General features: G+C 34.6%; 21 protein-coding genes, 1 pseudogene, 1 riboswitch and 1 other annotated feature. Of the genes and pseudogenes, 5 read left to right on the forward strand and 17 right to left on the reverse strand.

Translation table 11 applies throughout. From position 1 onward, the window contains the following. Positions 1-8: 8 nt before the first annotated feature. The 3 genes from JFU18_RS06565 to JFU18_RS06575 all read right to left on the reverse strand — a co-directional run bounded on the left by JFU18_RS06565 (position 9) and on the right by JFU18_RS06575 (position 2158). On the reverse strand, positions 9-548 hold the full coding sequence (locus JFU18_RS06565) for a PadR family transcriptional regulator (protein WP_085310361.1): 540 nt from the start codon (positions 546-548) through the stop codon (positions 9-11). Positions 549-706: 158 nt separating this feature from the next. Next, the gene (locus tag JFU18_RS06570) at positions 707-1522 is read right to left on the reverse strand and encodes a polyphosphate kinase 2 family protein (RefSeq protein ID WP_201033612.1); all 816 of its coding nucleotides are present in this window, start codon (positions 1520-1522) and stop codon (positions 707-709) included. 327 nt (positions 1523-1849) lie between these two features. After that, positions 1850-2158, reverse strand: coding sequence for an alpha/beta hydrolase (locus JFU18_RS06575; protein ID WP_085310357.1), 309 nt, complete (start codon positions 2156-2158; stop codon positions 1850-1852). An 89-nt stretch (positions 2159-2247) separates the two neighbouring features. Here JFU18_RS06575 and JFU18_RS06580 point away from each other — a divergent pair, with 89 nt between their 5' ends. Further along, positions 2248-2712 carry a hypothetical protein gene (locus JFU18_RS06580; protein ID WP_201032934.1) on the forward strand — a complete coding sequence of 155 codons (465 nt, stop codon included), beginning with the start codon at positions 2248-2250 and terminating at the stop codon, positions 2710-2712. A 19-nt stretch (positions 2713-2731) separates the two neighbouring features. On the opposite strand, the gene JFU18_RS06585 is transcribed toward JFU18_RS06580, so the two are convergent. The 4 genes and pseudogenes from JFU18_RS06585 to JFU18_RS30315 all read right to left on the reverse strand — a co-directional run bounded on the left by JFU18_RS06585 (position 2732) and on the right by JFU18_RS30315 (position 7380). Further along, the gene (locus JFU18_RS06585; RefSeq protein WP_098776980.1) at positions 2732-3010 is read right to left on the reverse strand and encodes a hypothetical protein; all 279 of its coding nucleotides are present in this window, start codon (positions 3008-3010) and stop codon (positions 2732-2734) included. A gap of 29 nt (positions 3011-3039) precedes the next feature. Next, positions 3040-4302, reverse strand: coding sequence for an MFS transporter (locus tag JFU18_RS06590; RefSeq protein ID WP_201033611.1), 1263 nt, complete (start codon positions 4300-4302; stop codon positions 3040-3042). A 197-nt stretch (positions 4303-4499) separates the two neighbouring features. Further along, complete coding sequence (locus JFU18_RS06595; protein ID WP_201032930.1) at positions 4500-5879, reverse strand: S-layer homology domain-containing protein; 1380 nt, start codon at positions 5877-5879, stop codon at positions 4500-4502. 257 nt (positions 5880-6136) lie between these two features. Continuing rightward, positions 6137-7380, reverse strand: a pseudogene (locus JFU18_RS30315) (N-acetylmuramoyl-L-alanine amidase). A 168-nt stretch (positions 7381-7548) separates the two neighbouring features. Between JFU18_RS30315 and JFU18_RS06605 the strand changes: the two are divergent. Continuing rightward, on the forward strand, positions 7549-8034 hold the full coding sequence (locus JFU18_RS06605) for an 8-oxo-dGTP diphosphatase (protein WP_201032928.1): 486 nt from the start codon (positions 7549-7551) through the stop codon (positions 8032-8034). Between the two features lie 27 nt (positions 8035-8061). Here the strand turns inward: JFU18_RS06605 and JFU18_RS06610 are convergent, their stop codons facing one another. The 3 genes from JFU18_RS06610 to JFU18_RS06620 are packed head-to-tail and all read right to left on the reverse strand — an operon-like array spanning position 8062 to position 11217. Further along, on the reverse strand, positions 8062-9687 hold the full coding sequence (locus JFU18_RS06610) for a YndJ family protein (protein WP_201050289.1): 1626 nt from the start codon (positions 9685-9687) through the stop codon (positions 8062-8064). Between the two features lie 5 nt (positions 9688-9692). Further along, complete coding sequence (locus tag JFU18_RS06615; protein ID WP_113708692.1) at positions 9693-10304, reverse strand: DUF4166 domain-containing protein; 612 nt, start codon at positions 10302-10304, stop codon at positions 9693-9695. A gap of 4 nt (positions 10305-10308) precedes the next feature. Beyond that, positions 10309-11217, reverse strand: coding sequence for a DoxX-like family protein (locus JFU18_RS06620; protein WP_002126739.1), 909 nt, complete (start codon positions 11215-11217; stop codon positions 10309-10311). 192 nt (positions 11218-11409) lie between these two features. Continuing rightward, a riboswitch (Lysine riboswitch) is annotated at positions 11410-11596 on the forward strand. 201 nt (positions 11597-11797) lie between these two features. Here JFU18_RS06620 and JFU18_RS06625 point away from each other — a divergent pair. Together JFU18_RS06625 and JFU18_RS06630 are read left to right on the forward strand one after the other, a co-directional pair. Then, entirely contained in the window at positions 11798-13027 is a 1230-nt protein-coding gene (locus tag JFU18_RS06625) for an aspartate kinase (protein ID WP_061688939.1), read from the forward strand. Between the two features lie 280 nt (positions 13028-13307). Continuing rightward, complete coding sequence (locus JFU18_RS06630; protein ID WP_002165992.1) at positions 13308-13760, forward strand: VOC family protein; 453 nt, start codon at positions 13308-13310, stop codon at positions 13758-13760. Between the two features lie 538 nt (positions 13761-14298). Here JFU18_RS06630 and asnA read toward each other — a convergent pair. Then, complete coding sequence (gene asnA / locus JFU18_RS06635; RefSeq protein WP_201033610.1) at positions 14299-15282, reverse strand: aspartate--ammonia ligase; 984 nt, start codon at positions 15280-15282, stop codon at positions 14299-14301. Between the two features lie 70 nt (positions 15283-15352). Continuing rightward, positions 15353-15612: a binding site (T-box leader), on the reverse strand. A 408-nt stretch (positions 15613-16020) separates the two neighbouring features. On the opposite strand from asnA, the gene JFU18_RS06640 reads away from it, so the two are divergent. After that, positions 16021-16152, forward strand: a complete 132-nt coding sequence (locus JFU18_RS06640; protein WP_000047589.1) for a DUF3934 family protein — start codon at positions 16021-16023, stop codon at positions 16150-16152. A 135-nt stretch (positions 16153-16287) separates the two neighbouring features. Here the strand turns inward: JFU18_RS06640 and JFU18_RS06645 are convergent, their stop codons facing one another. From JFU18_RS06645 to malS, 6 genes are all read right to left on the reverse strand, one after another. Further along, entirely contained in the window at positions 16288-19494 is a 3207-nt protein-coding gene (locus tag JFU18_RS06645; protein ID WP_201033609.1) for a DEAD/DEAH box helicase, read from the reverse strand. Positions 19495-19865: 371 nt separating this feature from the next. Further along, the gene (locus JFU18_RS06650; RefSeq protein WP_033730545.1) at positions 19866-21101 is read right to left on the reverse strand and encodes an MFS transporter; all 1236 of its coding nucleotides are present in this window, start codon (positions 21099-21101) and stop codon (positions 19866-19868) included. 146 nt (positions 21102-21247) lie between these two features. Continuing rightward, positions 21248-21718, reverse strand: coding sequence for a MarR family transcriptional regulator (locus tag JFU18_RS06655; RefSeq protein ID WP_137057905.1), 471 nt, complete (start codon positions 21716-21718; stop codon positions 21248-21250). Between the two features lie 161 nt (positions 21719-21879). Further along, on the reverse strand, positions 21880-22812 hold the full coding sequence (locus JFU18_RS06660; protein WP_002135525.1) for a response regulator: 933 nt from the start codon (positions 22810-22812) through the stop codon (positions 21880-21882). 2 nt (positions 22813-22814) lie between these two features. After that, positions 22815-24113 carry an ATP-binding protein gene (locus JFU18_RS06665; RefSeq protein WP_187770546.1) on the reverse strand — a complete coding sequence of 433 codons (1299 nt, stop codon included), beginning with the start codon at positions 24111-24113 and terminating at the stop codon, positions 22815-22817. A gap of 64 nt (positions 24114-24177) precedes the next feature. Next, complete coding sequence (gene malS, locus JFU18_RS06670) at positions 24178-25890, reverse strand: oxaloacetate-decarboxylating malate dehydrogenase (protein WP_002012227.1); 1713 nt, start codon at positions 25888-25890, stop codon at positions 24178-24180. Positions 25891-25902: the final 12 nt, after the last annotated feature.

Here is a 25902-nt window from a genome sequence, read left to right on the forward strand (position 1 = left end):
ACACATTTTCATTCTTCTGTTTTATTATTGTCTTTCGCTTCTAACTGCTCTAACTTTCTCTTCAGCGTTTCTACTTGCGCACTATATGTTGCAATACCTACATCAAGTGAAATTTCCTCAACGAAAGTAATACCTTCCCTCCATTTTTCATATTTCAATCGAAGATCCGCAATGTATGCTTCTTTCCGTTGAATTTCGTCTTCAATCCATTTTTTTATCGCCCTATCATCACTATAATTACCAAAATACAGCCTCATTAAAAAATCTGAACGTAAAACATCTTTCTCTACATCCGTTTGCATGTATTGATAAAACTCTTCACGCCCTTCATCTGTAATAAAGTACATTTTCTTATTTGGTTTCCCTTCTTGCATGATAACCTCTTTTTTTATTTTCCCCTCTTTTTCCAACTGACGTAATGTTGGGTAAATCATTCCAAAGCTTCCATCAAAAAAATGAGTAAATACGTCTTCAAAAACGATTTTAATATCATAACCAGATAATTCTTTTTGCATTAATAAGCCTAAAACAACATCTCTTCCCTTCAAATTAAGACCCCCGTATAGTATATAATCAACAATCATATTAACAATATTAATATGATTGTTGATTATATACCTTTTTTCAAAAATTGTAAAATGTTTCTAAATAAAAACTACCTGGTAATTCAATTAACACAAATTACCAAGTAGTCCCTATACAAACTTTACTTTTTAACCTTTACTTCTTGCACAGATTCAATTTTCTTTTTCTTTCCTTCTTTTATTTCATTATAATAAGAAGGTAATTCTATATTATGCTCTAAGAAATAATCCTCAATTAATGAAATAATTACTTTCAATGTTTTCAAACGGGCGTATAATTTATCATTACTCGCGATAATATGCCATTTTGCATTCGGCTTATTTGTATTTTCAAACATGTCTTCTATTGCTTCGACATACTCATCCCATTTTTCACGATTTCGCCAGTCTTCATCTGTAATTTTCCACCTTTTAAGAGGGTTGTTCTCTCTTTCTGTAAATCTCTTTAACTGCTCATCTTTACTAATATGATAGAAAAACTTTCCTATTATGTAATGATCATCTGTTAATAGTTTTTCGAAATCATTAATTTCACCATACGCTCTCGTCCACTCTTCGTTTGTAGCAAAGCCTTCAACACGTTCAACTAATACACGCCCATACCATGAACGGTCGAATATAGTAATTTGCCCGTACTGAGGCAGTTTCCGCCAAAAACGTTGCAAATAATGATACCGTTTTTCATGAGGAGTAGGCGCTCCAATTGGATTTACTTGGAATCCGCGTGGATCAAGATGTTCAGTCACTCGCTTAATTGCTCCGCCTTTACCTGCCGCATCCCAACCTTCCATAACGAGCATAACAGCTATGTTTTCTTCTTTTAAAATCTGCTGTAGTGCCAATAAGCGCATTTGATATTTTTCAAGTTTCTTATTGTACTTAGATTTTGATTCAATTCTTTTCGTTAAATCTACTTTAGCAATATGCTCTTTTTCCATCAAACGAATCCCCCTTGTTATATGACAATGTTATTTTAACATATTTATTGGTAATATTTTCATATTAATATCTCTTTTAACTAATACTCGTACCCCTCCACCTATATCTATCTTTTATAAGTTGGACGCTACTTTATATTAATAAATTAATCCCCCTGATATGCTTTTTCGTATCCTTTAGCAAGCATTTATTATTAATCAAAAAAAACAAAATAAGGAAACTATGCCGAAAAATCTTTACATAGTTTCCTTGTTTTTTTAATGTGCGTGTGACATACTTGGGAAGATTAATAACGAAAAGATAGAAGCTCTATCGATTCACTTATACTACAAACGAATTACAGGCGGAATATCTCCTTCTCGTAAAAAGTAAGCAATCACTGTAAATCCAATAATTAATATTGAAAATAATGTTATTATAATTCCACCTGGTAGTGTTAGAAAAATAGTATTCAAGCTACTCTTCATAGAGAAAGCAATCGAGTATATTCCTAGCAGAAGACTGATTATAGCAATAGCCACATAAACCACTACCGCATACCATGGATTGAGTTCCAATAAAACAACAGAAATAAATATATACAAAAATAACAGTTGTAGAAACATGCTGCTTCCCATACTTACTAATTCTTTCAATATACCCTCCCCTAAACTACATGGTATATTATCTTAAAAAGAGAAGATAATAACAAATAAATCCATTAAAGAATGGGAGCTCTCTAAAGATGAAACGAAAAATATTTTCTCTCTTTGCACTAATCTGCTTAGCACTACCAATACAAGCTAGTGCATACACATTTCAATCACTACCAATTGCATCAAAGTCTAAACAGTGGTATATCGAAATTGACAAATCTCATAACTCAAACAAGCAAGCAGTGCAGCCAAAACAAGGTGTATATGATACGTATAGTTTACTCTTAAAAAATATTGGTAATGATGTATCAAATGTATCCGTAGAAATACTTGATAACACACCTACATCTAAAGCAACTTTTAGCCCTACTACATTAAATAACAACGTTTCAAAAAGTCATACAAGCTTTAACTACATGGTATTCCCGTTAGACTTTAATAGCCATAATTTTAAAGTCGTCATTACTTGGGAAGAAAAGAATTTCTCTTACAACGGCCATCCAGTACATGAGAGTAAAAAAATGAAACAAACATTTGTGTTTAATGAAGAGTAAGTCCTAATTTGATTAGGGCTTACTTTTCATTTACAAAACCAGATTGAATTGCTTCTGTCACTTCTTTTGCAATATGTATTTTTGTAGCGTCTACACAGATTTTTTTGTCCCAAACATGTACGGAAGGCTCTTCATTAGACAAATGCTTAATTAAGATGAATCGATTATATGTCATTTTATTTTCTATAGGAGTAGCAATATACACCGTAAAATTCTTTGCTTCAAATACCTTTTCTCCCAAAACGTATTTACATCCCAACTCATGTACTAGTAAATCATGTAGGTTTTCTATATTCATATACCATATCCCCCTTTTAGCCTACATAATCAATCGAACCGCCGAATACTTGGTACAGACAATGCCATTCCAATTGTTATGATTACTAAAATAGCTAGCATTATGATTGTTATCTTTCCACCTATTACAGTAGCTAACCAGCCTACAACCACATACCCTAATGGCAATAAAGCAAATGAACCTAACATATCAAGACTTGCCACTCTCCCAAATGCTTCTTCTGGTACAAGCTCTTGTACACTTGTTTCCCAAATGAGCCCAAATATCATAATACCGAATCCTTCAATTGCCATTAATCCAATTAAGGCAGGTGCCCAAGAAACGAAAGGCATAATTAATAGCGCCATTCCACTTATTAAAACACCACCATACGCAAGTAATCCTCTCTTTTGCCACTGCTGCCTCCCACCAAAAATTAGTGCTGCAATTACAGCTCCAGCACCAGAAGCAGCCATACCTAAGCCATACACGTAAGCTTCAAAATGATGATGAACATTAAACAACCATGGAATTAATACAACGATAACGCCTGCATAACAAATATTAACGAAAGAAAAGACTAGAATGGTAATCCACAACCACGGATGACTTTTTAAAACTAAAATACCTTCCATAAACTCTTGTTTGTAATCGATCTTACTTTTTTCAATGGATTTTATTTTTTTAAACTTAATTTCTTTTAAAAATAATAAACATAAAAATGATAATAAATACGTTGCTGCATCTAGTCCGAAGCCTATCCCTGCAGATGTAACTGATACTATCAACCCTCCAAGAGCCGGTCCAATTAATCGTATACCCTGATTACTCATTTGCGTTAATGCGTTAGCTGCATTTCGAATTTCCGGTACAAATACTTTCGCTCTTACAGCTGAATATGCCGGCTGAAATATCCCTTCCATAAGTCTATATAACGCTACGAGTACATATAGAAGTGGAATTGTTAAAACGTCCATAAATATAAGTGTTGCAAATAAGTGCATTAATATGCAGCGGATTATATCTGTAAATAACATCAATTTCACCCGGTCAATACGATCCACGACTAATCCAGCAAACGGTAACGCTAGAATATTAGGAAGCATGTACATTCCCATAGTCATTCCCATTACAACTGTTGAACCAGTTAATGAATACACAACGACTGGCAGAATAACCATCGTTATCGAACTACCTAAAGTCGAAAGTAATTGTCCAATCCATAAAAACTTAAAGTGTGGTGACATTTTAACTGGCAATAACAATTTACCGACATAACCTGAATTTTTCTCTGTTGGTATTTCTCCTTGCACATCTCTCTCCTCTTTTCAAATTAAGTTAATACCCAAGAATAAATACAGAAAATTCAATCTTTAATGCCTTTAATTATATATGAAACTGTTAGATTATTGGTAAAAATATAAAAAAGAATATCATAATGAATCTACAAATATTACATGTTGAATATAAATAAAAAAGGTGTTTTCATATATGAAAACACCTTTCCACTTTATAATTTTAAGTTCTTCTTCAATGTCCAATATTTTTCTGGAGCATTTTCAAGTGAGAATTCTACCCAGCCATTTGGATCTTCGCGATATACATTTACTTTTGTACCATTTTCTAATTTTCCAACTTCATTTTGTGTAACGTTTGGTACACTCTTAATTGGATTGTTAAACGGGAATGGAACTTGATAGTAAGATCCTACAGTTTGAACAGTAGCTTTCGCATCTTTTGCATAATCTTTATATGGAATTGTTTCGCCTAATGCCTCTACATTTAATGTATTAGGGTTTTTCGGCAATCGGTTTATATTTTGATAATCTTTGTTATTGAAAGGCTTAATACGTTCCATAATATTAGCGATTTTGCCAGCCCATTCTTTATCAGTTGAATACATTACATTCATCGCAGGTAATGTGTAACCTTTGAAATACTTAGCACCTTGTTCTAAGTAATTCTTTCTCACATAATCAGCATTGTATGAAATACTTAATCCATAAGATGGTAAATATTTTGCATGTGCGAATGGATCCCAATCATACGCTCGTAGTCCAAATAAATTATGTTTACGATATGCAATTTCTGATTTCCCGTATCCAGATTCTAAGATTGCATGTGCTGCTAAATATAAAGAGTTCACGCCATACTCGTTTTGCGCTTTAATAAAGTCTTGTCCAACTCCAACAAGCGGACTATCGGGATGATATCTTTTAATATAATTATCAATCTCTTGAGCTGTTACATTAGAAGGTAATGTTACATCTAAATCGATATATGATGCCATGGCGTTATATAAAAATTGTGCATATTCTTCACGTGTTAAAACACCTGTTGGATTAAATGCACCTGCTCCATTACCTGCAGCAACACCGTTAGACTCTAATGCACTAATCGCTTCATTTGCCCAATGATCTTTCGGAACATCATTAAATGTATGATTAGCTTTTACTTTTAGTTTAAAGGCTTTCTGTAAAATTACAGCCATTTCAGCACGAGTTAAAGATTCTTTCGGTCTAAATGTTCCTTTACCATCACCTACGAAAATCCCCATATCTGTTAAAGCTAAAATTTCTTTTTGGAACATTGTTGTCCCTTCGTTAATATCAGAGTATGGATTTTTATATTCGCTTTTCACTTCTGCCTTTAACGCGCGATACATTAATGCGGCTACTTGCTCACGAGTTACAACATCCCCGAATCCAAACTTACCATTATCATATCCTGCAATAATTTCTTTTGACGTTAAATTAGTAATTGCTTTATACGACCAATGACCTTTTGGAACGTCTGGAAAATCTTTTTCAGCTGCAAATGAAGTTGCCGGAGCCATCACTACTTGAAGTGCGACTGTCACTGCTAACACATTAGAAATAATTTTTTTCATATTTTTTAACACGTTATGTATATGCTTGTCCCGTGTTAACTTGCCTCCCTTTATAATAAAATTTTCCCTATCAAACTAACAAACTCTTAATTAGTCAACACTAAAAGTATACGTGATACAAATAAACTAATCTACCATTATTTTATTTATAATCAGCATAATACGATATATCTTTTTATTTTGATACAAAATTATATAAACTCATATAAAAAGTCCATCATCTCTATATAGATGATGGACTTAACAATTAATATTTTTTATTTAGCTAAACGATATTTTGAAACATCGAAACCTTTCCACTCATAATAATCTAAAATCCCAGCATAAACTGCCTCTGCAGCAATTTGTCTTCCTGATTCAGTAGCTAATTTGCCATTATCTATATTATTATCAATAAAGGCAATCTCTGTTAAAACTGCTGGTACTGTATTTTTATTTACTACATAAAATGAATGATCATCTTTTATATCTCTATCTCTTGTATGTAGTGCCTCTACTACTCGCTTTTGAATTTTTTCGCTAATACTTCGCTATCCTTTTCAATCTGTGTCTCTTCTCCACGCTTGGATTTTTTATAATAATATGTTTCCGTTCCATAACCATCATGATTTTGAGAAGAGTTTGCATGAATGCTTACAAATATATCTGCATTGTTCTCTTGACCAAATTTCACTCGATTCACAAGAGACTCATTCTTGTTACTTCCTGGATTCCCGTTCTCTTCACGTGTTAACAAAGCTTTTAAAGGTGTATTTTTTTCTAACAATTGCTGTAATCTTAAAGATATATCAAATACAATTTCACTTTCCTCTACACCTTGCCCTGGATTCCCTGGATCAAATCCTCCATGACCAGGATCAATAATAACTACCTTTTCCACTAATGGATTTCCAACTTGAATTGAGTCAGCCTTTGTAATAAATTGAGCTGCTTCTGCTTTAGTTAGAGTTTTTTCAGGCTCCCATTTGTTACCAGTACCAACAGAAATCCCTAATTCAACTAGGATGTTAGCTTTTGCTTTCCCCCAGCTTTTTTCTAAATCACTGAATTTAGTTACTGGAGTACCGTTTACTTTAGAATCTAATTTGTAAGCTTCTACAAGTAGAGATGCCATTGAAACGCGGTCGATTTTTCCGTCTGGATCGAATGTGCCGTTATCTTTACCTTTAACAACGCCAGCTTTTTCTACAGCTGCGATGATTGGAGTAGCCCAGTGTTTTTGAGCATCAGCGTAAGATGGTTTAGCACCTGAATCGATTGGTAAGTTTAAGATTTTAGCCATCATTGTAGCTGCTTCTGCACGAGTGATTTCTTTTTCAGGCTCGAACATTCCTTTATCATTACCTTTAACTGCACCTTTCTCTACTAAATAGTAAATAGAATCTTCTGCCCAATGTTTAGCTGGGACATCTGGAAACGTTTTTGTTTGTGCAAAACTACTAGATGAATAAGATAATATACTAGCTGCAATTACTCCTGCTGCGATTATTCTATTTTTCATAGAATATATTCCCCTCTCAAGTACAATGTTTTATGTAACAGAATAATTATAGTTCTGAAAATTAGTAATAGTCAATTGCATTTTGTATAATTTTGTATTATTATTGTATTTTTTGTCATAAATAACTATAGTAAAAAACTATAAGATTTTATAAAAGGAGATATTCGTATGAGCAAGAATTGGAAAGATATAGAACACCGTATTTATACAATGTGTATGATTCAGCATAATAATGAAGTATTACTAATACAACGCCCCGATCATCTAGGCTTCCCTGGTTACATCGCTCCGGGCGGAAAAGTAGATTTCCCAGAAAGTATCGTTCAAGCTGCTAAACGAGAAGTAAAAGAAGAAACTGGATTACTTGTTTCAAATTTAACTTTTAAGGGATTAGATGAATATGTAAATCCAAAAGAACAGGTTCGCTATATGGTTTTCAATTATTGGACAAATTCATTTGAAGGTAACCTTCTCCCTCACCCTCCAGAAGGAGAATTAGTATGGGTTCCAATTGACTCTGCGTTACAGCTTCCCATGCAAGGGTGGTTTAAAGAAAGATTCCCATTATTTTTTGAAAAAAGCACTTTCGAAATTCAACGTGTTTGGGATCGTGACTTAGATAAACAAGTTGCTATGACAATTACCCATACATAAAAAGCTTGGAATCTCTCCAAGCTTCTCTTACTTCTCCTCTATTTTCTTAATCTCATAATCAATTTCTAAAAACTTGACTCCGAATATCCACATTCTATGGTGAGCTGTTAACATTTGGTTCGCGCTCTCTTTAATGATAAATGTCTCTGCTAATGGTAAACGTATTGTAAAGAAACGAGTATATAAATAAATCCCCTCATCTCCCTTACCATTTCTTCTCAACTTACTAGTAATGATTAAATCTTTATTCTTATTACATAATTTCAAAATCCCCGTCATATTCGAATATGGTAAAGGTAATCCGATATTCATGTATTTCTCATCCTCATGGGTATGTTTTGAGTAAAGAGCTACAAAAATAGATTCTCCTGCTTCATTTTTTCTTAGCCAAGCCCTTACATTCTCTCTTCCATCCTTCTCATCTATTACCCCAATGATAGAGCCATGCATCGTTTCCCACTTACCGCCCATTCCTAAATGTATTTGTCCTACACGCTTACTCATTTTCTCATAGCAAAATGCAAGCGGGCGGAACCAACGATTCCATTTTATATGCGATTGTAACTCATACTCTTTTGTATTTTCATAGAAACGAGTAATACTTAAAGGAATCTTCGTCACGTCAAATGCCTCACTATGAAAATCATTCATTTTATCAACTAAACCTTTGTATTCCTTGCTATCTATTAAATTTCTATTATGTAAAAATGCTTCACCAACTGTCGCATTTCCTCTTAACCTGCTCATTGTTTTCCCGTAATATTTATAATTCGGAGTACTCTTTTCAATCATCCAACCAAGAAAAGCTGGTAACGCTACTCCAATTCCATTTACAACACCGTGAATCCAGACCATTTGTGCAATTGTAATCGTCATTACTTGTTTGAAATTCCCGTATGAATATATGAGTGAAAACATTATTGTTACCATAAGTATACTGGATGAAAGAGTAAGGAGAATCTTTGCACTTATAGCATTGAATTTCGTTCTCCATACGTAAATCCCATATCCATAAATGGCACATAAATATATGAACACTGCAAAAAATTCAAACACCCTCGAATACGTAATTCCTACTGCAACTGTCATTGGAGAAATGACGATGATAAACATAATAGAGTCATATAACTTACTTCCCCGCTCTCTTTTCCTTCCAAGTAAACCAGCTGATAACGGCAATAGAAATGCCGAGTAATGAAAGTGTGCCGCTGTAAGTAAAACAATGTCAGAACTAAAGTGCATAATTGAAACCTTTGCTACTGAAGCAAAAAACCAAAAACCACCTAAAAACAAATAAATAAACGCACTATCGATAGCCGTCTCTTCTATCGGTTTCCATCCTCTTTCTAACAATCTACTTACACCAAATAACGCAACGATTCCTGTATATGCAAACCAAAGTAGCGCAAAGAAATAGTGATTTGTTACGAAAGCTAGCATCGCACTGATTGCTGCGATTGGATATAAAAACGATACAAATTTATAAAATAATACATACGATCCATTTCTTTTTTTCTTGTCAATAATACAAAAAGACATCGGGATAAATAACAAAATAGATAATAAAATAATTGCTTCAACTGGGTTTACATTTGACCACTCACATATTAGAAAAATAATATAGCAAGCAAGCCCAAATAGTATATTTTTCATATCGTTTATTCCCTTTCCACAAATGTTCCCTTATATGAAAATAACGAACCAATTAACGGATTCCGTACTTGTACATGAATTCGAAAACATTGCAGTGCATCATCATAACTTTCAACAATTTTTGCCTCTCCATATAAAAATTTTGGTAACGGGATTTTTCTTCCAAACATAAAAAACCATTGTTTCTTTGAAGAAATATGCATCCCGCCTTTTTCATCAATATAAAAATTCAATGTAGAAACGAGTAAATGTGGCTCACCAAAATAATCTACAATTTCATTATTCTCTTCATCCAACTGCATAACAGCGTTAAAATATCTTTTCTTATTATGAAAATAAAAAGTACGATTCCACCGTACAAACTCATTTCCATGTTCATCTCGCTCAGCGGTATTATGTATCACAAACGGAACTTTTTGCCCTCGCTCAGAGAAAAACATTCGAAACTTCGATGTAATTTTTAATATTAATTTAACGAAAAAAGATCCTCCATAAATTTCATCCATTTCCCCTTTGCCAATAAAGCTATTTTCCTTTGTTATCGCATATCGTTCCTGCAATTTTGGATGAAGCCTTTTATAAGAATCCCCTAATAATCTTTCATAAATATTAACCATATACTTATCCCTTTCTCGTCCTCTTGCAATTTTTTGCGCTTGGCAAATTAGTGCTATTTATATAACCGACAATCGATAACCCTATTAGAAGAAAATTTAATGTAATCGGATTAAACGGTTGCGTAAAACTAGCGATATTCGTCGATCCTGCCGCTAATGTTAAAACTATCAACAATATAATATGCAATATAAATAGTTTTCGCTTTTGAAGTGGCAATAGCCACATAACACCCCATATTATTTCTAAAAATCCAACTATTTTAAGTATAAAAATACTACTTTCATTCGATCCGATTAGTGCAGAAAGCATCTTTACTTCTTCTGAATGAGTAAACATCAATTTCGGTACAATCCCTTGATATAACCATACGAAAGCAAATAAAAAGCAAACTAGCCAATACGTCATCGTTCTTCTAATTAGCAACTTAGGATGAAGTCCCTTTTCTAACCATAATTTTAAAGCATCAAAACTCCATGCTGTCGCCCAACCTAATAGTGGACGAAAAACATATAAATCTATCACATTTCCTATACGACCAAATCTCGTATCATAATCATATTGCGTTTCAAAATGAATATGTTCTTCATTCGGTGTATACTTCCAATAACCACGCCCTATTTGTATAAGTGATAATTGATTGTCTGTCCAAAATTTTAAAGAGGAAATGCGTTCTCCAGTTTCTTTTCTTATTTCACCTATCGATTCCCCTTCTCCGGCTATTTCAAGTCCAAATCCGATCTTTGTTTTATATAAAAACTTCTGTGGTTCTCCCTCTTTTTTTTCTAAATACGAAATCTCAGTAAAACGAGCATCCCACTCTGTATGTATATCAGGCTCTTGTGTATATGCCCATAGTTTCTCCATTGTTGTGTTCATTTCTGTTGCTACATAAATAGGCTTTTTCTTCCCCATCCTTCCACCTCCCATGCGCTATATTTTCAATGTACATGCAATGAATCGATTTTGCTACATTTTTCACAAACTAATTTAATAAAAAGATAGAATTTCAAAAAAATACAAAAAACACTTGATTCCCTGAAAAATTTAAATTATTATAAAACAAATGTTACCAACAACTTCATAAATCATACACTCTCGCCTAAAACGTGAGATAGAGGTTGCAACGCTTATAAGTATTCTAAAGGAGACACAGAGATGTCTATGATTTTAGAGGAAAGGAAGTGTTGCCGAAATTGATAAATTTCTCTGCATTTATCAATTGGGGCTGTTTTCGAATAGAAACAGAACTGTCATATGTACAGACGTGTACGTATGAAGAGCTATCTACAAAAAAGAGATATCATTTTTATGATATTCCTTTTTTGGCGGTTTTTTTATTAGCTCCGTTTTCTGTTTCCCTTTTCCTGTAACAGCACCATCCTCACTTATTTGAGATGGTGTTTTTTGTTTTTCTCTCTGGTAACTACAGGAATATTGGGATTTGTATATGTCCTAACCTATTCTTAAAAATGGACGAAAGAAGGAATTCGTAATGGAAACGATTGTACAAAAATTTGGCGGTACTTCTGTCGGAAGCGTCGAACGCATTCAACATGTAGCAAATTTAATTATTGAAGAATATGAACGAGGACATAGTATTGTCTCTGTCGTTTCAGCAATGGGAAAAAGTACGGATAAACTTGTAGCACTTGCTAACGCTATTACTGAAAATCCAAGTAAACGTGAAATGGATATGCTCCTATCTACAGGAGAACAAGTAACTATTTCATTATTAACAATAGCACTACAAACAAAAGGTTATAACGCAATTTCATTAACAGGATGGCAAGCTGGTATTACGACAGAATCTGTACATAGTAGTGCACGGATTACTGACATTAACACCACTCGTATTCAGTCTCACCTTACTGAAGGCACGATTGTTATAGTAGCTGGTTTCCAAGGAATAAGTGAAGAAAATGAAATTACCACACTTGGCCGCGGTGGCTCCGATACAACTGCTGTCGCATTAGCTGCTGCACTAAAAGCAAAAAAATGTGATATTTATACGGATGTGACCGGCGTATATACGACTGATCCACGAGTTGTACAAGATGCTTATAAATTAGATGAAATTTCTTATGACGAAATGTTAGAGCTTGCCAACCTCGGTGCTGGCGTATTACACCCACGCGCTGTTGAATTCGCTAAAAATCATAATGTAATTTTAGAAGTTCGCTCAAGTATGGAACAAGAAAACGGAACAATTGTAAGGGGAGAATGTAACATGGAACAACAATCAATCGTTAAAGGTATTGCATTTGAGGATAATATTACACGCGTCACAATTAAAGGATTAGAACAAGGTGCACTTTCAACAGTTTTCTCTACATTAGCAGCAGCACATATTAATGTAGATATTATTATTCAAAGTATTACAAATGAAGGAACTGTTCACCTCTCCTTCTCAATCCATTCTAATGATTTAAGAGAAACATTAGAAGTATTGGAACAAAATCAAGAAGCACTTCACTACGAATCTGTAGAATATGAAAATCATTTAGCAAAAGTATCAATTGTAGGATCTGGTATGGTATCTAACCCAGGAGTTGCTGCGAATATGTTCACTACTTTAAAAGAAGAAGATATTCATATTAAAATGGTAAGTACATCAGAAATTAAAGTATCTGTCGTTATTGACCGTCTTCATTTAGTAACGGGTGTTGAAGCACTTCATCAATCATTTATGGCGAAAATTGAACCTTTAGTGCAAATGATTTAATTTCCACCAGTAAAACTTACAACAAATTATATGAATCTATTTCCTTCCTATATAAATAGAAAGCTGTTTGCATAGTGGAAAGTGAGAAAAAGGTTATTTAGTTTAAAATAAAGTCGTTTGAAGAACAATAAAATTGTTAAAAAACGGAAGAAAGTCATTATATTCAACAATCGGGCAGTTATCTCCCACCTAAATTCCTCGCATTCGCCGAATTTTGAGGTGGGAGTCTTATTGCCCGCAAATAGCGGGATAAATTTTTACACATAAGGAGATAAAGACTATGGCAAACAACAGATTACTAAGAATGGACAATGTCAGCATCGTTGTAGAATCTCTTGATAACGCAATCTCTTTCTTCAAGGAGATTGGATTAAAACTCGAAGGGCGAGCTACTGTCGAAGGTGAATGGGCTGGTCGCGTAACTGGACTCGGTTCTCAGTGCGTAGAGATTGCTATGATGGTTACGCCAGATGGTCACAGCCGAATTGAACTTTCGCGATTTCTCACCCCACCTACTATAGCAGATCACCGGACAGCTCCTGTAAACGCCCTCGGTTATCTGCGCGTCATGTTCACCGTTGAAGACATTGACGAAATGGTATCCAGACTTACTAAGCATGGTGCTCAGCTCGTTGGAGAAGTAGTTCAGTATGAGAACTCGTATCGACTCTGCTACATTCGTGGAACCGAAGGAATTCTAATCGGTTTGGCGGAAGAAATCGGTAACAAATAATTAAGTAATTTTTTATAAAAAGTTATTGGCTTTGCCAAACAGAATTTCATTATCAATTAAACCATATTTTTAACCACGTCCTAACTTTAGAACGTGGTTATGCTTGTTTGAGCTTTTAAAAATGTATTTTCATTTTACACATAGATTTCAAGACTCTATCCAAATCGTTCTTTAACATATTATCAACATCCCAAAATCATTATAAAATAATTTAATTATTCATTTTATCCTTTCCTAGGAAATATAACTGACTCTTCTCATTTTATATCTTATCGCTCTTTCCCATGAAAAAACGCTCTATATTCATTCAAAATAACTTTCTTCACATCCGAGTAAAATACCATCATGAATAGTGCAACTCCTAATACAACCACCTGTATTTTTTCATAATCAATGAATGCAATTATAATTAGCAAACCAAATCCAATATAAAAGGAGACGAAAAAGAAACCATTAGTAAAACTCACTGTAAACTATTTGTTTACAAAATAAAAAAGAAAGAATAGCTCTATGTTTGAGCTATTCTCTCTCACTTCTATTAAAACAAATGAATGTTTTCTTTCTTGCAAGCTTCACGTAAATCATCAGGCCATACAGAAGATTGAACTTCACCGATATGTGCTTTACGTAAGAAGTACATACACATTCTTGATTGGCCGATACCACCACCAATTGTTAATGGTAGTACGTCTTCTAAAATACCTTTATGGAAATCATATTCACGTTTGAAGTCTTCACCAGTTTTCGTTAATTGCTCATCAAGTGCTTTACTATCAACACGAATTCCCATTGATGATAATTCGAACGAAGCTTGTAGTACTGGGTGCCAGAATAAAATGTCACCGTTTAATTTCCAATCATCATAATCGGACGCGCGTCCATCGTGCTTTTCACCTGAACAGAGTGCATCACCAATTCCAATAATAAAGACTGCACCGTGTTCTTTCGCAATTGCATGTTCACGATCTTTCGGTGTTAATTCTGGATATTTATCTTCCAGTTCTTGAGAAGTAATGAAAACAATTTCTTCTGGTAAATACTTTCCAAGGAACGGATACTTTTCAAATAAGTGATCTTCCAATTCTTTGAATATTCCATAAATTGTTTGTACTGTTTTTTGTAAGTAATCGATAGTACGCCATTCTTTTTGAACGATTTTTTCCCAATCCCATTGGTCAACATAAATGGAATGCGTTGCATCAAGTTCTTCATCACGACGAATCGCGTTCATGTTTGTATATAAACCTTCACCAGCTTCATATCCGTATTCATGTAATGCGAATCTTTTCCACTTCGCTAGTGAATGCACAATTTCTAATTCTTCTCCTGAATGTAACATATCAAATTCAATTGGACGTTCTACACCGTTTAAGTGATCGTTTAATCCTGATTTTTTCGTTACGAATAATGGTGCAGATACGCGGAATAGTTCAAGACGTTTTGCTAATTGATCCTCGAAAAATGTTTTAACTTCCTTAATTGCGATTTGAGTCTCTCTTACTGTCATTAATGATTGATACATGGTGGTTTCCTCCTAAAATGTTTGGATGTTGTGAAAAGAAGCCAACAAAAAAAGCCCTTCTTTCCCAAAAAACTGGGACGAAAGACTTTGGTTCCGCGGTACCACCCAAATTAGCAACAGAGGTTGCTCACTTATACAGTACGGAGATTAAAAAATCTCGATACTGTTCTTCTTGTAACGGCGAAGTTCCCGGCTAAGTCTACTTTCCTATAAAGGATTTCGGTTAGCGACTCCAGGAGGTTCTTCATAATAGGCTTCGTATCAGGCTCACACCGCCCCTGACTCGCTTAAACTACATCCTACTACTACTCGTCCTTTCATAGTCGTTTTATTGTCACATCTCTGAAACATTTTATTAATGATTATTCTATACAAAAAATCGATAAAGTCAACAAAAAGTTTTAAAAAATTTTTCAATTCTTTATTTTATGCCTTTACCGATTGTTCTTAATATAACATTTTTATTTCCTTTGTCTCTTCAATCCAAAAAACATTTCACTAATTGAAACTAACATATATACAACAACTAGTGTGATTGTTCGAAATATAGAATCCGCAGTATTTCTTATTATTTTCATTTTCTTTATAATTCCTTTCAGTTTACTCGCAATTTCATGATATACTATAGCACTCAAGCAGTTTGTTTTTATTTAAAGCAAGCATAGTCATTTATCGATAGTATTTTTCTAAAACATTGGCTATTATCAAATCAGATTTTTTATATAACGGAGTGATCATATGAGTAAAACGAAAGCAAAACCGAAAAAAGGTGTAGGACAAGGTACAGGAAGTAAAGGATGGAACCGTTGGCAATCAAGTGCGAAAAAGAAAGCTGCAAAACCATACAAAAGTAAAGGTACAAAGAAATAAAATAAATAGTGGGAGACGAACAACTCCCACTATTTAAAGTTTCACTTTATCTCTTTACTTTGTACAAAACAAAATATAATTATTACAACAAAAAAGCTATGCTTTCATCTCTATGAAAGCATAGCTTTTTCTATATTAAATCATAAGAATATCGCGGATTTCTTCCTCCGTAATAGAAGATAACTTCTCTTCTCCCGGCTCGATAATTTCAGCGATTAAATTTTTCTTACTCTCTTGTAACTCGTGCATTTTTTCTTCAATTGTTCCATGTGCTACTAACTTAATCACTTGCACTGTATTTTTTTGTCCCATTCGATACGCTCTATCCGCAGCTTGTTGTTCAACAGCTGGATTCCACCACAAGTCGTACAATATAACTGTATCTGCACCTGTTAAATTTAGTCCTGTGCCACCAGCTTTTAACGAAATAAGAAATAGATCCCCTTCTCCTTCGTTAAACCGATTGCATAGCTCTACACGTTCTTGCGCTGGTGTACTCCCGTCTAAATAAAAGTATGGAACTGCTTGACGATTTAATTCACGTCCGATTATCGAAAGCATCTTCGTAAATTGGGAAAAGATAAGAATTCTCTTCCCTGTACTTCTGCATTCCTCCAAAATTTCTAGCAGCTGATCAAATTTAGCTGAACTACCTTTATAGTCATCAACAAACAAAGCAGGATGACAACAAATTTGCCGTAGTCTCGTTAAACCAGCTAAAACCCGAATTTTATTTTTACGTAACGTATCTTTATCCAAATGTTTTAACGTTTCTTCTCTTAACTTTGCTAAATAAGCTGCGTAAAGCCTCTTTTGATCTGGTAAAAGTTCTGATGATTGTAAGTGCTCAATTTTTTCTGGGAGTTCGTGTAATACATCACCCTTTAACCTTCTTAACACGAATGGTTTTACCCGCTTCGCAATATCTTCTCGTCTTAAATCACCGAACTCTTTTCTTCCCGGTAATAATTCTGGGAAGACAACGTGGAAGATAGACCATAGCTCTTCTAATGAATTTTCTACAGGTGTTCCTGTTAATCCAAAACGGTACTCCGCCTGCACTGTTTTTACCGCTCTTGCAGTTTGCGTCGTATGATTTTTAAATGCTTGTGCTTCATCAAGAAATAGCGTATGAAATGGCTGCGCATATAACCTTATATCTCTTCTCAGTAAAGGATATGACGTAATTACTACATCAAATTTCGTTATATCTTTTAAAATTTTTCGGCGCTCTGCTTGATTTCCATCGGCAATAACTGCTCTAATATGTGGAGCGAATTTTTTTAACTCGCTAAGCCAGTTGTAAACGAGGGACGACGGAGAAACAACTAATATAGGCAGTTTCTTCTCTCGAATTTCCGGCAAAACAGAGTCTATAAAAGCAATACTTTGCAACGTTTTCCCCAGTCCCATATCATCAGCTAAAATGCCGCCAAAACGATAATAGGCAAGTGTTTTCATCCACTGGAATCCGTATGTTTGATACTCTCTCATTATCGCATCTAAGCCAATTGGCACCGCAAACTTAAGCTTTTTAGGGTTTTGAATGTTCTCTACCAATTCTTGAACAGACTCATCTAAACTTAATACGTTTCCTTCTTGCAGTGAATTCATCCATTTCACACTACGAATAAGAGGGACATCTATTTCTTCGCCCTTTAAAAATTCTTTTCGAATACTAGATTCTTTTATAAACTGATTAATATCATTAAACTCTTTACTCTCAAGTGATAGTAGAGCACCACTTGCTAAACGATAATATTTTCGTTTCTCCTCAAGAGCGACTAATACCCCTTTAATTTCTGCCTCTGGAATACCTTTTATATCAAAGCGGAATGACAACCAATCAATTCTCTCTTTCCTTCTAACTCTTATAAGAGGAGCTGTGTCTCCCTTATGAATTCGTAATTTGATTGCTAACGTCGCATAAATATCAACTAAACCTTTTAACGTTGGAACAGCATGATATAAAAAGTTATACTCAGCTTCTTCATTATGCATAAAATAACCGCCTTCCGTTTTCGCGAAGGCACTTTCACTCATAATGTCTAAAATCTCTTTTTCCTTTTTCTCATCACGATTAAAAACAGATGGCTGCCCATCCTCTTCTAACGGATTAATCACGACGTTTCCATAATGAAATTCGAGACCTGCTAGCAAACGATTTTTCACTCGATCTAAATACAATTTTGCTTTTAGCGAAGGCGTTTCCACACGATCTGATATTACTTCATCAATTCGCACAGTACCAAGCTTCATTAACCCTGGTACAACTTTTGCTACAAAGTGCTCCATCTTATCTGCTGGAATATACAATTGGTTACTACTAGAACGATTCATCATTTTTTGTAATTCGATAAGCCGCTTACAATCCTCAGCGTTCAACTGATACAGTTTCCCTCCAAATAGAGCATAACTATACGTATCCATTACTTCTACTTGTTGTAAGCCGTCAATATAAAGTGTAAACCCACCGTTACTCCCTTTATTAAACTCAAAATGTAAAGGAAGTAGCCCTTTTGAAATTTGTAAACCGTGAAAAGATTTTCCATCTTGATTAAGTCCCACAAACTCAACTTTAGAAAGTAAAGATAGCATATCCTTCCATGAAGCTGGCGGTATTAAAATCATACTATCATCTTGTTTTGCATGTACTTCCAGTGTATCCTCATACATTTTTTCATTATGATAAATTTTAATGAGCTGCTGAATAATCGCATCCGTTTCTCGCTTAAAGCTATGTACATCCGGTGTATATGTAAATTCATTCGAGCAATTATAGGACTCTCTTTTCTCCACATTGGAAAGAAATTCTCTAATATGATTTACAAAATACATCTTGGCGAGTTTAAACTGAATACCTAGCAGTGCCCCACCATTTTTCGTAACTACTGGCGTACATATAAATTCAACATGAAGTATTTCACGTGTATCAAAACGGTGTTGTTTACTTTTTGGTCTTAATGGTTTTTCTGCAAATAAATGAAACATCCCGCTTGTTAATTGTTCATTTCCGCTCATGTTTCCGCTACTAATAGGCACCATTCCACCGGTTTGCTGATTATAATTTATTTGTATCAATACTGCCGCAACATGTTGACAGTATGTTTGAAAAGACGCTAACGAAGGACAACTACATTTCGCAACAACATCACCTTTTTTAGCTTTTTCTACTGTAACATGAAAATCTTCATTCCCTTTTACCGTTGCCTCGCAAATTTCTTTATTTTCATCATAATGATTTATTATTACTTTATTTGCTTTATAATAAGCTTCACCTCTTTTATATGAGGTCTCTCCGCATACTTCTTTAATAATCGATTTATTTAATGTAAAACTCATTTTTTGACACTTCCTTACTGTAAAACCATTTTCTCTTACTTAACATTTTACATGCTTCACGAGTAAATATAAAATGTTGGTTTAACAAAAAAGATACTTATTTATAAACACCTCAGACTGTAAGCAAATAGAGTTTCAGTACTTGTTAAAACTGCCTATTATGCAGGCGATTCTGAAAGCTTCCAGCGTAGTATTTAAATATCTTCTACATTATTCATGTAAAAGTTTTACCGGCCATCGCATCAATAATTTAAAAGATATGATTTTATGAAGAAGAGTAATAAAAGTTTTTCACACACACCATTGAGATGGATGTGAAAATTTTGATACAAGGGGCTTACTGTCTATAAAAGGAGGATAAAGTACGTAATTTACATATTTTCATGCGTGCCCTTATATAAGACTGTTATTGCGGCTACTATAAGGATGATCCCCATACAAGCAGGTGCGGCATGCCCAAGTGAAACATAAATTTGCCCTCCAATGATTGGCCCAATCATTCTTGCTAAAGCTTGAACAGATTGACTACCTCCTTGAATCCTTCCTTGTTCACTAGAATCGACAGACTTCGAGAGCATCCCATTGAATGAAGGTCCAAAGATGGAATCACCAAAACCAAATATAAACATTCCAGCGATAAGAAACGGATAAAATGAGAACAAAGCTGATGCTGCAATAAGACTATAACCTATAATCTCCGAAACCATTCCGAGAATTGCTATCTGTTTATCAGTAAGTTTTGTCAAAAGTTTTGGCATTATGAAACTTTGTGAAATGATATCTTGGAATCCCATAATTGAAAACATAAGTCCGATTAACGCAGGCTTCCAACTAAAAGTATCCATTGTAAATTGTGAAAAAATTGCCTGTAAAGATCCATTTGGTATCCAAAGTAAAAATGCTGAGACAAGTAGCCATTTTAAATTTTTCATGGAAAGTATATTTGCAAGCTGTGTAAATGGATTCAATCTTACAAAGGTAATCTCTTTCAATCTATTATTTTTGTCAAGGCTCTCAGGCATATATAAGATTCCATAAACAACATTTAATAAAGTTATTATTGCTCCAAAATACATAGGTACAGAATAACCAAACTTGGCAAGATATCCACCTATAGTTGGTCCAATTACAGTACCTACTCCTACAACCGCACTTACCCATCCGAAGTATTTCGTTCTTTGTTCTGGAGGAATAATATCTGCAAAATATGCGAAGATAGTGCTTATGCTCCCTCCTGTTATACCTTCTATTATGCGCCCAGCAAATAGTATCCATAGAGCTCCTCCTATGCCAAAAACTAAGTACCCGATTGCGGAACCGAAAAGGCATACTAAAAGTAATGGACGACGACCATATTTATCACTCAAAGCTCCAAGTGCGGGAGCCGCAAAAAATACGCAGACTGCATAAACAGAAGTTAATAGCGTAACGACGACCGCTTGTTCTGCCGAATTACTTGTATATGGCTGCACTAAAAATGGAACGACAGGTATTATAATACTGAATCCTATTCCGCAAAGAAACACAGAGATGAGACCGAATAGTAAGGCGTGTTTATCTATGACTCGTTCCGTATTATGTTCATTATGTGATCTGAATTTGGACATTTACATTCTCTCCCCAACAGTTATTTTTGTTTCCTTGTCAACAAAACAATAACTCCATTTCGTTTCCCTGTCAACAAAATTACAACAATAAAAAAGGCGGTCCATCCTTGGACTGCCTGCCGTTTCATTTTTATTTTTTGAATAGATTACGACTTAATATGTACACCTTGTTTCTTTATTTCTGTATCCAAATGTCTACTATACTTTTCCACGAAGCTAAGTATACTATCAAATTCTTCCTCGGTTACTTGATCAAACACAACTTTATCCCGTTCTTCAAACTCTTTGTGCAGATCCTCATGTATTTTATAAATTACTTTCCCTTGTTCAGTAAGCCTAAAATAGATTTCTTTCTTATTATCCGACTTCTGATAACTTTCGATAAGGCCTTTTTTTATAAGTTTTTTAGTTATTCTACTTATGGCACCGCGAGTCATATAAAAGGCCTCCGCAAGTTTTGTCACGTTAGAATCTACATTTTTTTCAATGTATTCGATACAATGTACTTCAGAAGAATTATAACCCTTAAGACTGTCTTCCATCTTATCCTTATTAAGCCAAACAATCTTATTGTATAAGTCCCTGAAACCCACTATGACCTTTTCTTCTTTATTCATGTCCTGTCCTCCTCCCCGTTGGTGCATTAACAATATTATATTTATTTTTTGTTTCTATTCCAACTCTAATTAAAAAAGAGAGTCAAAAGCATGTTAAGCACCAAGAAACTCAATGTCACTTGAACAAGACTTTGTCTACAATCTGAAACACTTATCTCTTTTCACTCTATCTCCATCAACCGTTTTGCCTCAAAATACAACACTTGAATAAACTTCTTCGTATTAATTCGTATATGGCCAGAAGTTGCTACTTCATCCTTTGTCATTTCTGTCATTCGTTTTCTAACTACAGTGAAATCAAAAAATTTCGGAGCATAGCTTTCAAATTTCGGATTTGAAAAGTCTGTTAATCCAAGGGAAGCTAAGTGATTTAACGATTGATAAATCGCTCTACGTACCCTTTGTTCAGATGCTTTTCTCTCCTTATCTATATCTGCATCTGAAGCTATATTCTCTAATTTCCTTATAGTTATATGGTGAAAGATATCTTTTAGCGCAGGAAATCCAAATTCAAACGTTTGCTCTTTTTCTTGTCCATATAAATATTCCAACATACTAAGTAAATCTTTACTTCCATTCTCTCCTGCAATACCGAGTTCTGATAATAAATAGCGCCCTGAATCTGCTATTCTTTTTCCTTCTTGCATTGGCTCATTTCGAACTTGCGGCTGTTCCCACTTAAAAACGTTATTCAATGATTTTTGAATATCATGTATAGAGCGCTCTAAACGAATACGTTCCATTACTTTACGTACAACAGATACAACCTCAATTTTATTTAATGGTTTCGTAATATAATATTCAACACCAAGTGTATACGCCTCACCAATAAGCTGTTTCGATTCAACTTGAGAAATCATAATGATTTTCCCTGTAAAGGAGGATGCAATATGGCGAACTGTTTCAATCCCATCTCGCATTGGCATTAATAAATCAATAAATAAAATATCTACTTTTTTAAAATTTAATTGATCCGCTTCAATAAAAGCTCCATCTTCCGACTCTCCAATTACTTCCCCAAGATCGCCATCTTCAATAATTTGTGAAAGCATGGAGCGGAAAACTTCATCATCATCTACGATATAATAAAACAACTTCATTCTCCTTCCCGCTTTAAACTGCACTCAGGTAAACAAACGACAAACTTACACCCTCCGCCAGTTTCTCGGTCTTCTAATCTCACTTCTCCTCCGAGCTCTGTTACCATTTCGTTTATGTAAGAAAGTCCAATTCCTGTTGATGGTGTTCCCGTTTGATCATACTTTGAAGTAAATCCAGGCTTAAATACTAATTTCTTATATTTTTGTGCAATACCAGGTCCATCATCAATTACTTCAAAAAATATATGGTTATCAAGTTTATATAACTTAATAATAATAACGCCATTATTCGCAATTGCTTCAACTGCATTTGCAACTAAATTATTAAAAATTGATAAGACCGTATACACATGATATTCTGCATGCTCACCTTCTATATGTTTAGAAAAACGTATATCTTTTCCCAACATTTCAGCGTACTTCTCATTTATTCTCACAATCATTTCCGCAAGCTCATGTCCTTCTACATACTCAGCCACATTTTTATCTAATAACAGTTTAGATAATCCTGCAAAAATTCTTTGATTATCCTTTTTTATTTCATGTACTTCTCCCGCTATTTTCAATGCTGTTTTACTACTCGAATCACCGTTCGCTTGTAAATTCCGATATAATTGATACGCTGTTTGTGTAATTAACTCCGCATTTTGTAACGTTTTTTTCAAATGAACAGATTCCACATATAAGTTAGAAAGATGCAGCAACATTTTTTCATTTTCTTTTCGCACTTGTGATTCTTTTAATTTTGTTTCATACAAGTTCATCATATTTAAAAAACCAAGCGCAAAGAAACTACGAAAAATAGCAATAATAATTAGTTTATTCACTTCAGAAACTGTTATCGTTGTCCCCAGCACTAACATATGATAAAACGCAAGTTCAGACATACTTGCGATAATTTCAATTGTAATTCCAAGACATCCTATCACAATTGGCTTCTGATGAAACTTATTCACCCTACAAAGCGAAAAAAGACTTCCATAAATAAAATAATAAAAGAACACAGGATAACGCAAATAAAATGATTCTGTCATATGGAATGAACCTTGCAATACCCAGTCAAGACATACACGAAATAAGACTACAGATATACCTACAAGAATACCTGCAGCTGCTGCTGGCACTCTTCTTAAAAATAGTAATAAAAAGAAGAAAAGCGGTGTCCCGAAACTAACACGAAACATATCATTAAAAGGATGAAAATTCAGCTCTCCAGCAATCGGAACAACAACCATTAATATAATTAAAAGATACATATCTTTCTTCCATAATTGATTCCAATTCAAAGGTGCCACTTCCTATGCTTTTTTTCAATTGTAAAAGTGAAAGCCCGCTTATAATTATAAACGGGCTTTATTTCTATATTCTAACCTTTTCTACCGCTTTTATTTGGCGATACTCCGGTTCCCATATTGCTTCTTTTACTGCAATCTTAATATCGTCATCACTTAAGTTCTCTCTAGCAACACCTTCTGCAACTGCGACTTTCGCTACTTCAATCGCAACCAGTTCAGAGATATTACGTAACTCTTCAACTTCTGGCAAAATAGGCGCTCCTGGCTGACTTGTATCTACCATACTTGCAACTGCTTCTGCTGCTGCTGCGAACATTCCATCCGTCATGACGCTTGCACGAACAACAATTGTACCAAGACCTAGTCCTGGGAAAATAAGTGCGTTATTTGACTGTCCAATCACATACGTTACACCGTTATATGTAACCGGTTCAAACGGACTTCCTGTTGCAACTAATGCTTTTCCTTCTGTCCACTCGATTAAATCTGCTGGTTTCGCTTCAGCAAGTGGCGTTGGATTCGACATTGGTAAAATGATTGGTCTTTCTACGTGAGAAGCCATTTCTTTAATAATTTCCTCTTTAAATGCGCCTGCAACAGTAGATGTACCAATTAAAATTGTCGGTTTTACATGTTTCACAACTTCAGCAAGTCCGATAGCATCATTTTGTTTCCAATCACTTACTTCAGCTTCTTTTCTTGCATATGGAATTTGGAAATCAAGAAGATCTTCCATATTATCTGTAACCAACCCATTACGGTCAATACACCAGAAACGATTATGTGATTCTTCGTCTGATAAGCCGACACGAACCATTGCATCTCTTACTTGATCTGCGATACCGATTCCAGCCGTACCAGCACCAAACACAACAACGCGGTGTTCACTTAACGGTACACCAGAAGCTTTTACTGCCGATAATACAGCAGCAAGTGAAACTGCCCCTGTACCTTGAATATCATCATTAAACGTACAAACGTCATGACGATATTTATCTAAAATTTTTCGTGCATTTCGAGAACTGAAGTCTTCCCAATGTAGAAGTGCTTTCGGGAATTGTTTATTTACCGCTTGAACAAACGTATCAATAAATTCATCGTAAGCTTCACCTGTTATACGAGGGTGACGATTTCCAATATAAAATGGATTGTTTAATAATTCCTCACGATTTGTACCTACATCTAAAATTACCGGTAATACACGGCTAGGATCGATTCCAACTGCGGCCGTATATACAGCCAATTTCCCAATTGCGATGTTAATTCCACCAACACCCCAATCACCAATTCCTAATATACCTTCTCCATCCGTTACAACGACTAAATCAATGTTTTCAGCTGTTGCACCGATATTTGCAAATGCATCTTCAATACCTGATGGATCGTTAATTGATAAATAAATGCCACGTGGTTTACGGTATTCATGACTATATCTTTGAATTGCTACACCTACAGTTGGTGTATATACAATCGGTAACATTTCACGTAAATGCTCTGTTAAAATACGATAAAATAACACTTCATTTCGATCATGTAACGCTGTTAAGTATACATTCTTTAATAAATCATCCGGCTGAGAACTAAATTGTTCATATGCTCGGCGTGCTTGTTCTTCTAACGTTAAAACCGCTGGCGGTAGTAACCCTTTTAAACCTAACTCTTCTCTTTCCTCTTGTGTGAAAGCTACCCCTTTATTTAAAAGTGGTGTTGATAATACTTCTGCTCCTCTTAATGTTGTTTCTAATGCACCATTAGAAGCCACTGTAAACTTACTCATAACATCCCTACC

It is taken from the genome of Bacillus sp. TH22 (assembly GCF_016651015.1).
GTDB lineage: Bacteria > Bacillota > Bacilli > Bacillales > Bacillaceae_G > Bacillus_A > Bacillus_A mycoides.

Excerpts from the sequence above, each read along its gene's own strand:
- malS (WP_002012227.1), bottom strand. The coding sequence starts at position 25,890 with ATGAGTAAGTTTACAGTGGCTTCTAATGGTGCATTAGAAACAACATTA.
- JFU18_RS06650 (WP_033730545.1), bottom strand. The coding sequence starts at position 21,101 with ATGTCCAAATTCAGATCACATAATGAACATAATACGGAACGAGTCATA.
- JFU18_RS06605 (WP_201032928.1), top strand. The coding sequence starts at position 7,549 with ATGAGCAAGAATTGGAAAGATATAGAACACCGTATTTATACAATGTGT.
- JFU18_RS06655 (WP_137057905.1), bottom strand. The coding sequence starts at position 21,718 with ATGAATAAAGAAGAAAAGGTCATAGTGGGTTTCAGGGACTTATACAAT.
- JFU18_RS06595 (WP_201032930.1), bottom strand. The coding sequence starts at position 5,879 with ATGAAAAAAATTATTTCTAATGTGTTAGCAGTGACAGTCGCACTTCAA.
- JFU18_RS06580 (WP_201032934.1), top strand. The coding sequence starts at position 2,248 with ATGAAACGAAAAATATTTTCTCTCTTTGCACTAATCTGCTTAGCACTA.
- JFU18_RS06570 (WP_201033612.1), bottom strand. The coding sequence starts at position 1,522 with ATGGAAAAAGAGCATATTGCTAAAGTAGATTTAACGAAAAGAATTGAA.
- JFU18_RS06640 (WP_000047589.1), top strand. The coding sequence starts at position 16,021 with ATGAGTAAAACGAAAGCAAAACCGAAAAAAGGTGTAGGACAAGGTACA.
- JFU18_RS06625 (WP_061688939.1), top strand. The coding sequence starts at position 11,798 with ATGGAAACGATTGTACAAAAATTTGGCGGTACTTCTGTCGGAAGCGTC.
- JFU18_RS06615 (WP_113708692.1), bottom strand. The coding sequence starts at position 10,304 with ATGGTTAATATTTATGAAAGATTATTAGGGGATTCTTATAAAAGGCTT.
- JFU18_RS06610 (WP_201050289.1), bottom strand. The coding sequence starts at position 9,687 with ATGAAAAATATACTATTTGGGCTTGCTTGCTATATTATTTTTCTAATA.
- JFU18_RS06630 (WP_002165992.1), top strand. The coding sequence starts at position 13,308 with ATGGCAAACAACAGATTACTAAGAATGGACAATGTCAGCATCGTTGTA.
- asnA (WP_201033610.1), bottom strand. The coding sequence starts at position 15,282 with ATGTATCAATCATTAATGACAGTAAGAGAGACTCAAATCGCAATTAAG.
- JFU18_RS06585 (WP_098776980.1), bottom strand. The coding sequence starts at position 3,010 with ATGAATATAGAAAACCTACATGATTTACTAGTACATGAGTTGGGATGT.
- JFU18_RS06620 (WP_002126739.1), bottom strand. The coding sequence starts at position 11,217 with ATGGGGAAGAAAAAGCCTATTTATGTAGCAACAGAAATGAACACAACA.
- JFU18_RS06645 (WP_201033609.1), bottom strand. The coding sequence starts at position 19,494 with ATGAGTTTTACATTAAATAAATCGATTATTAAAGAAGTATGCGGAGAG.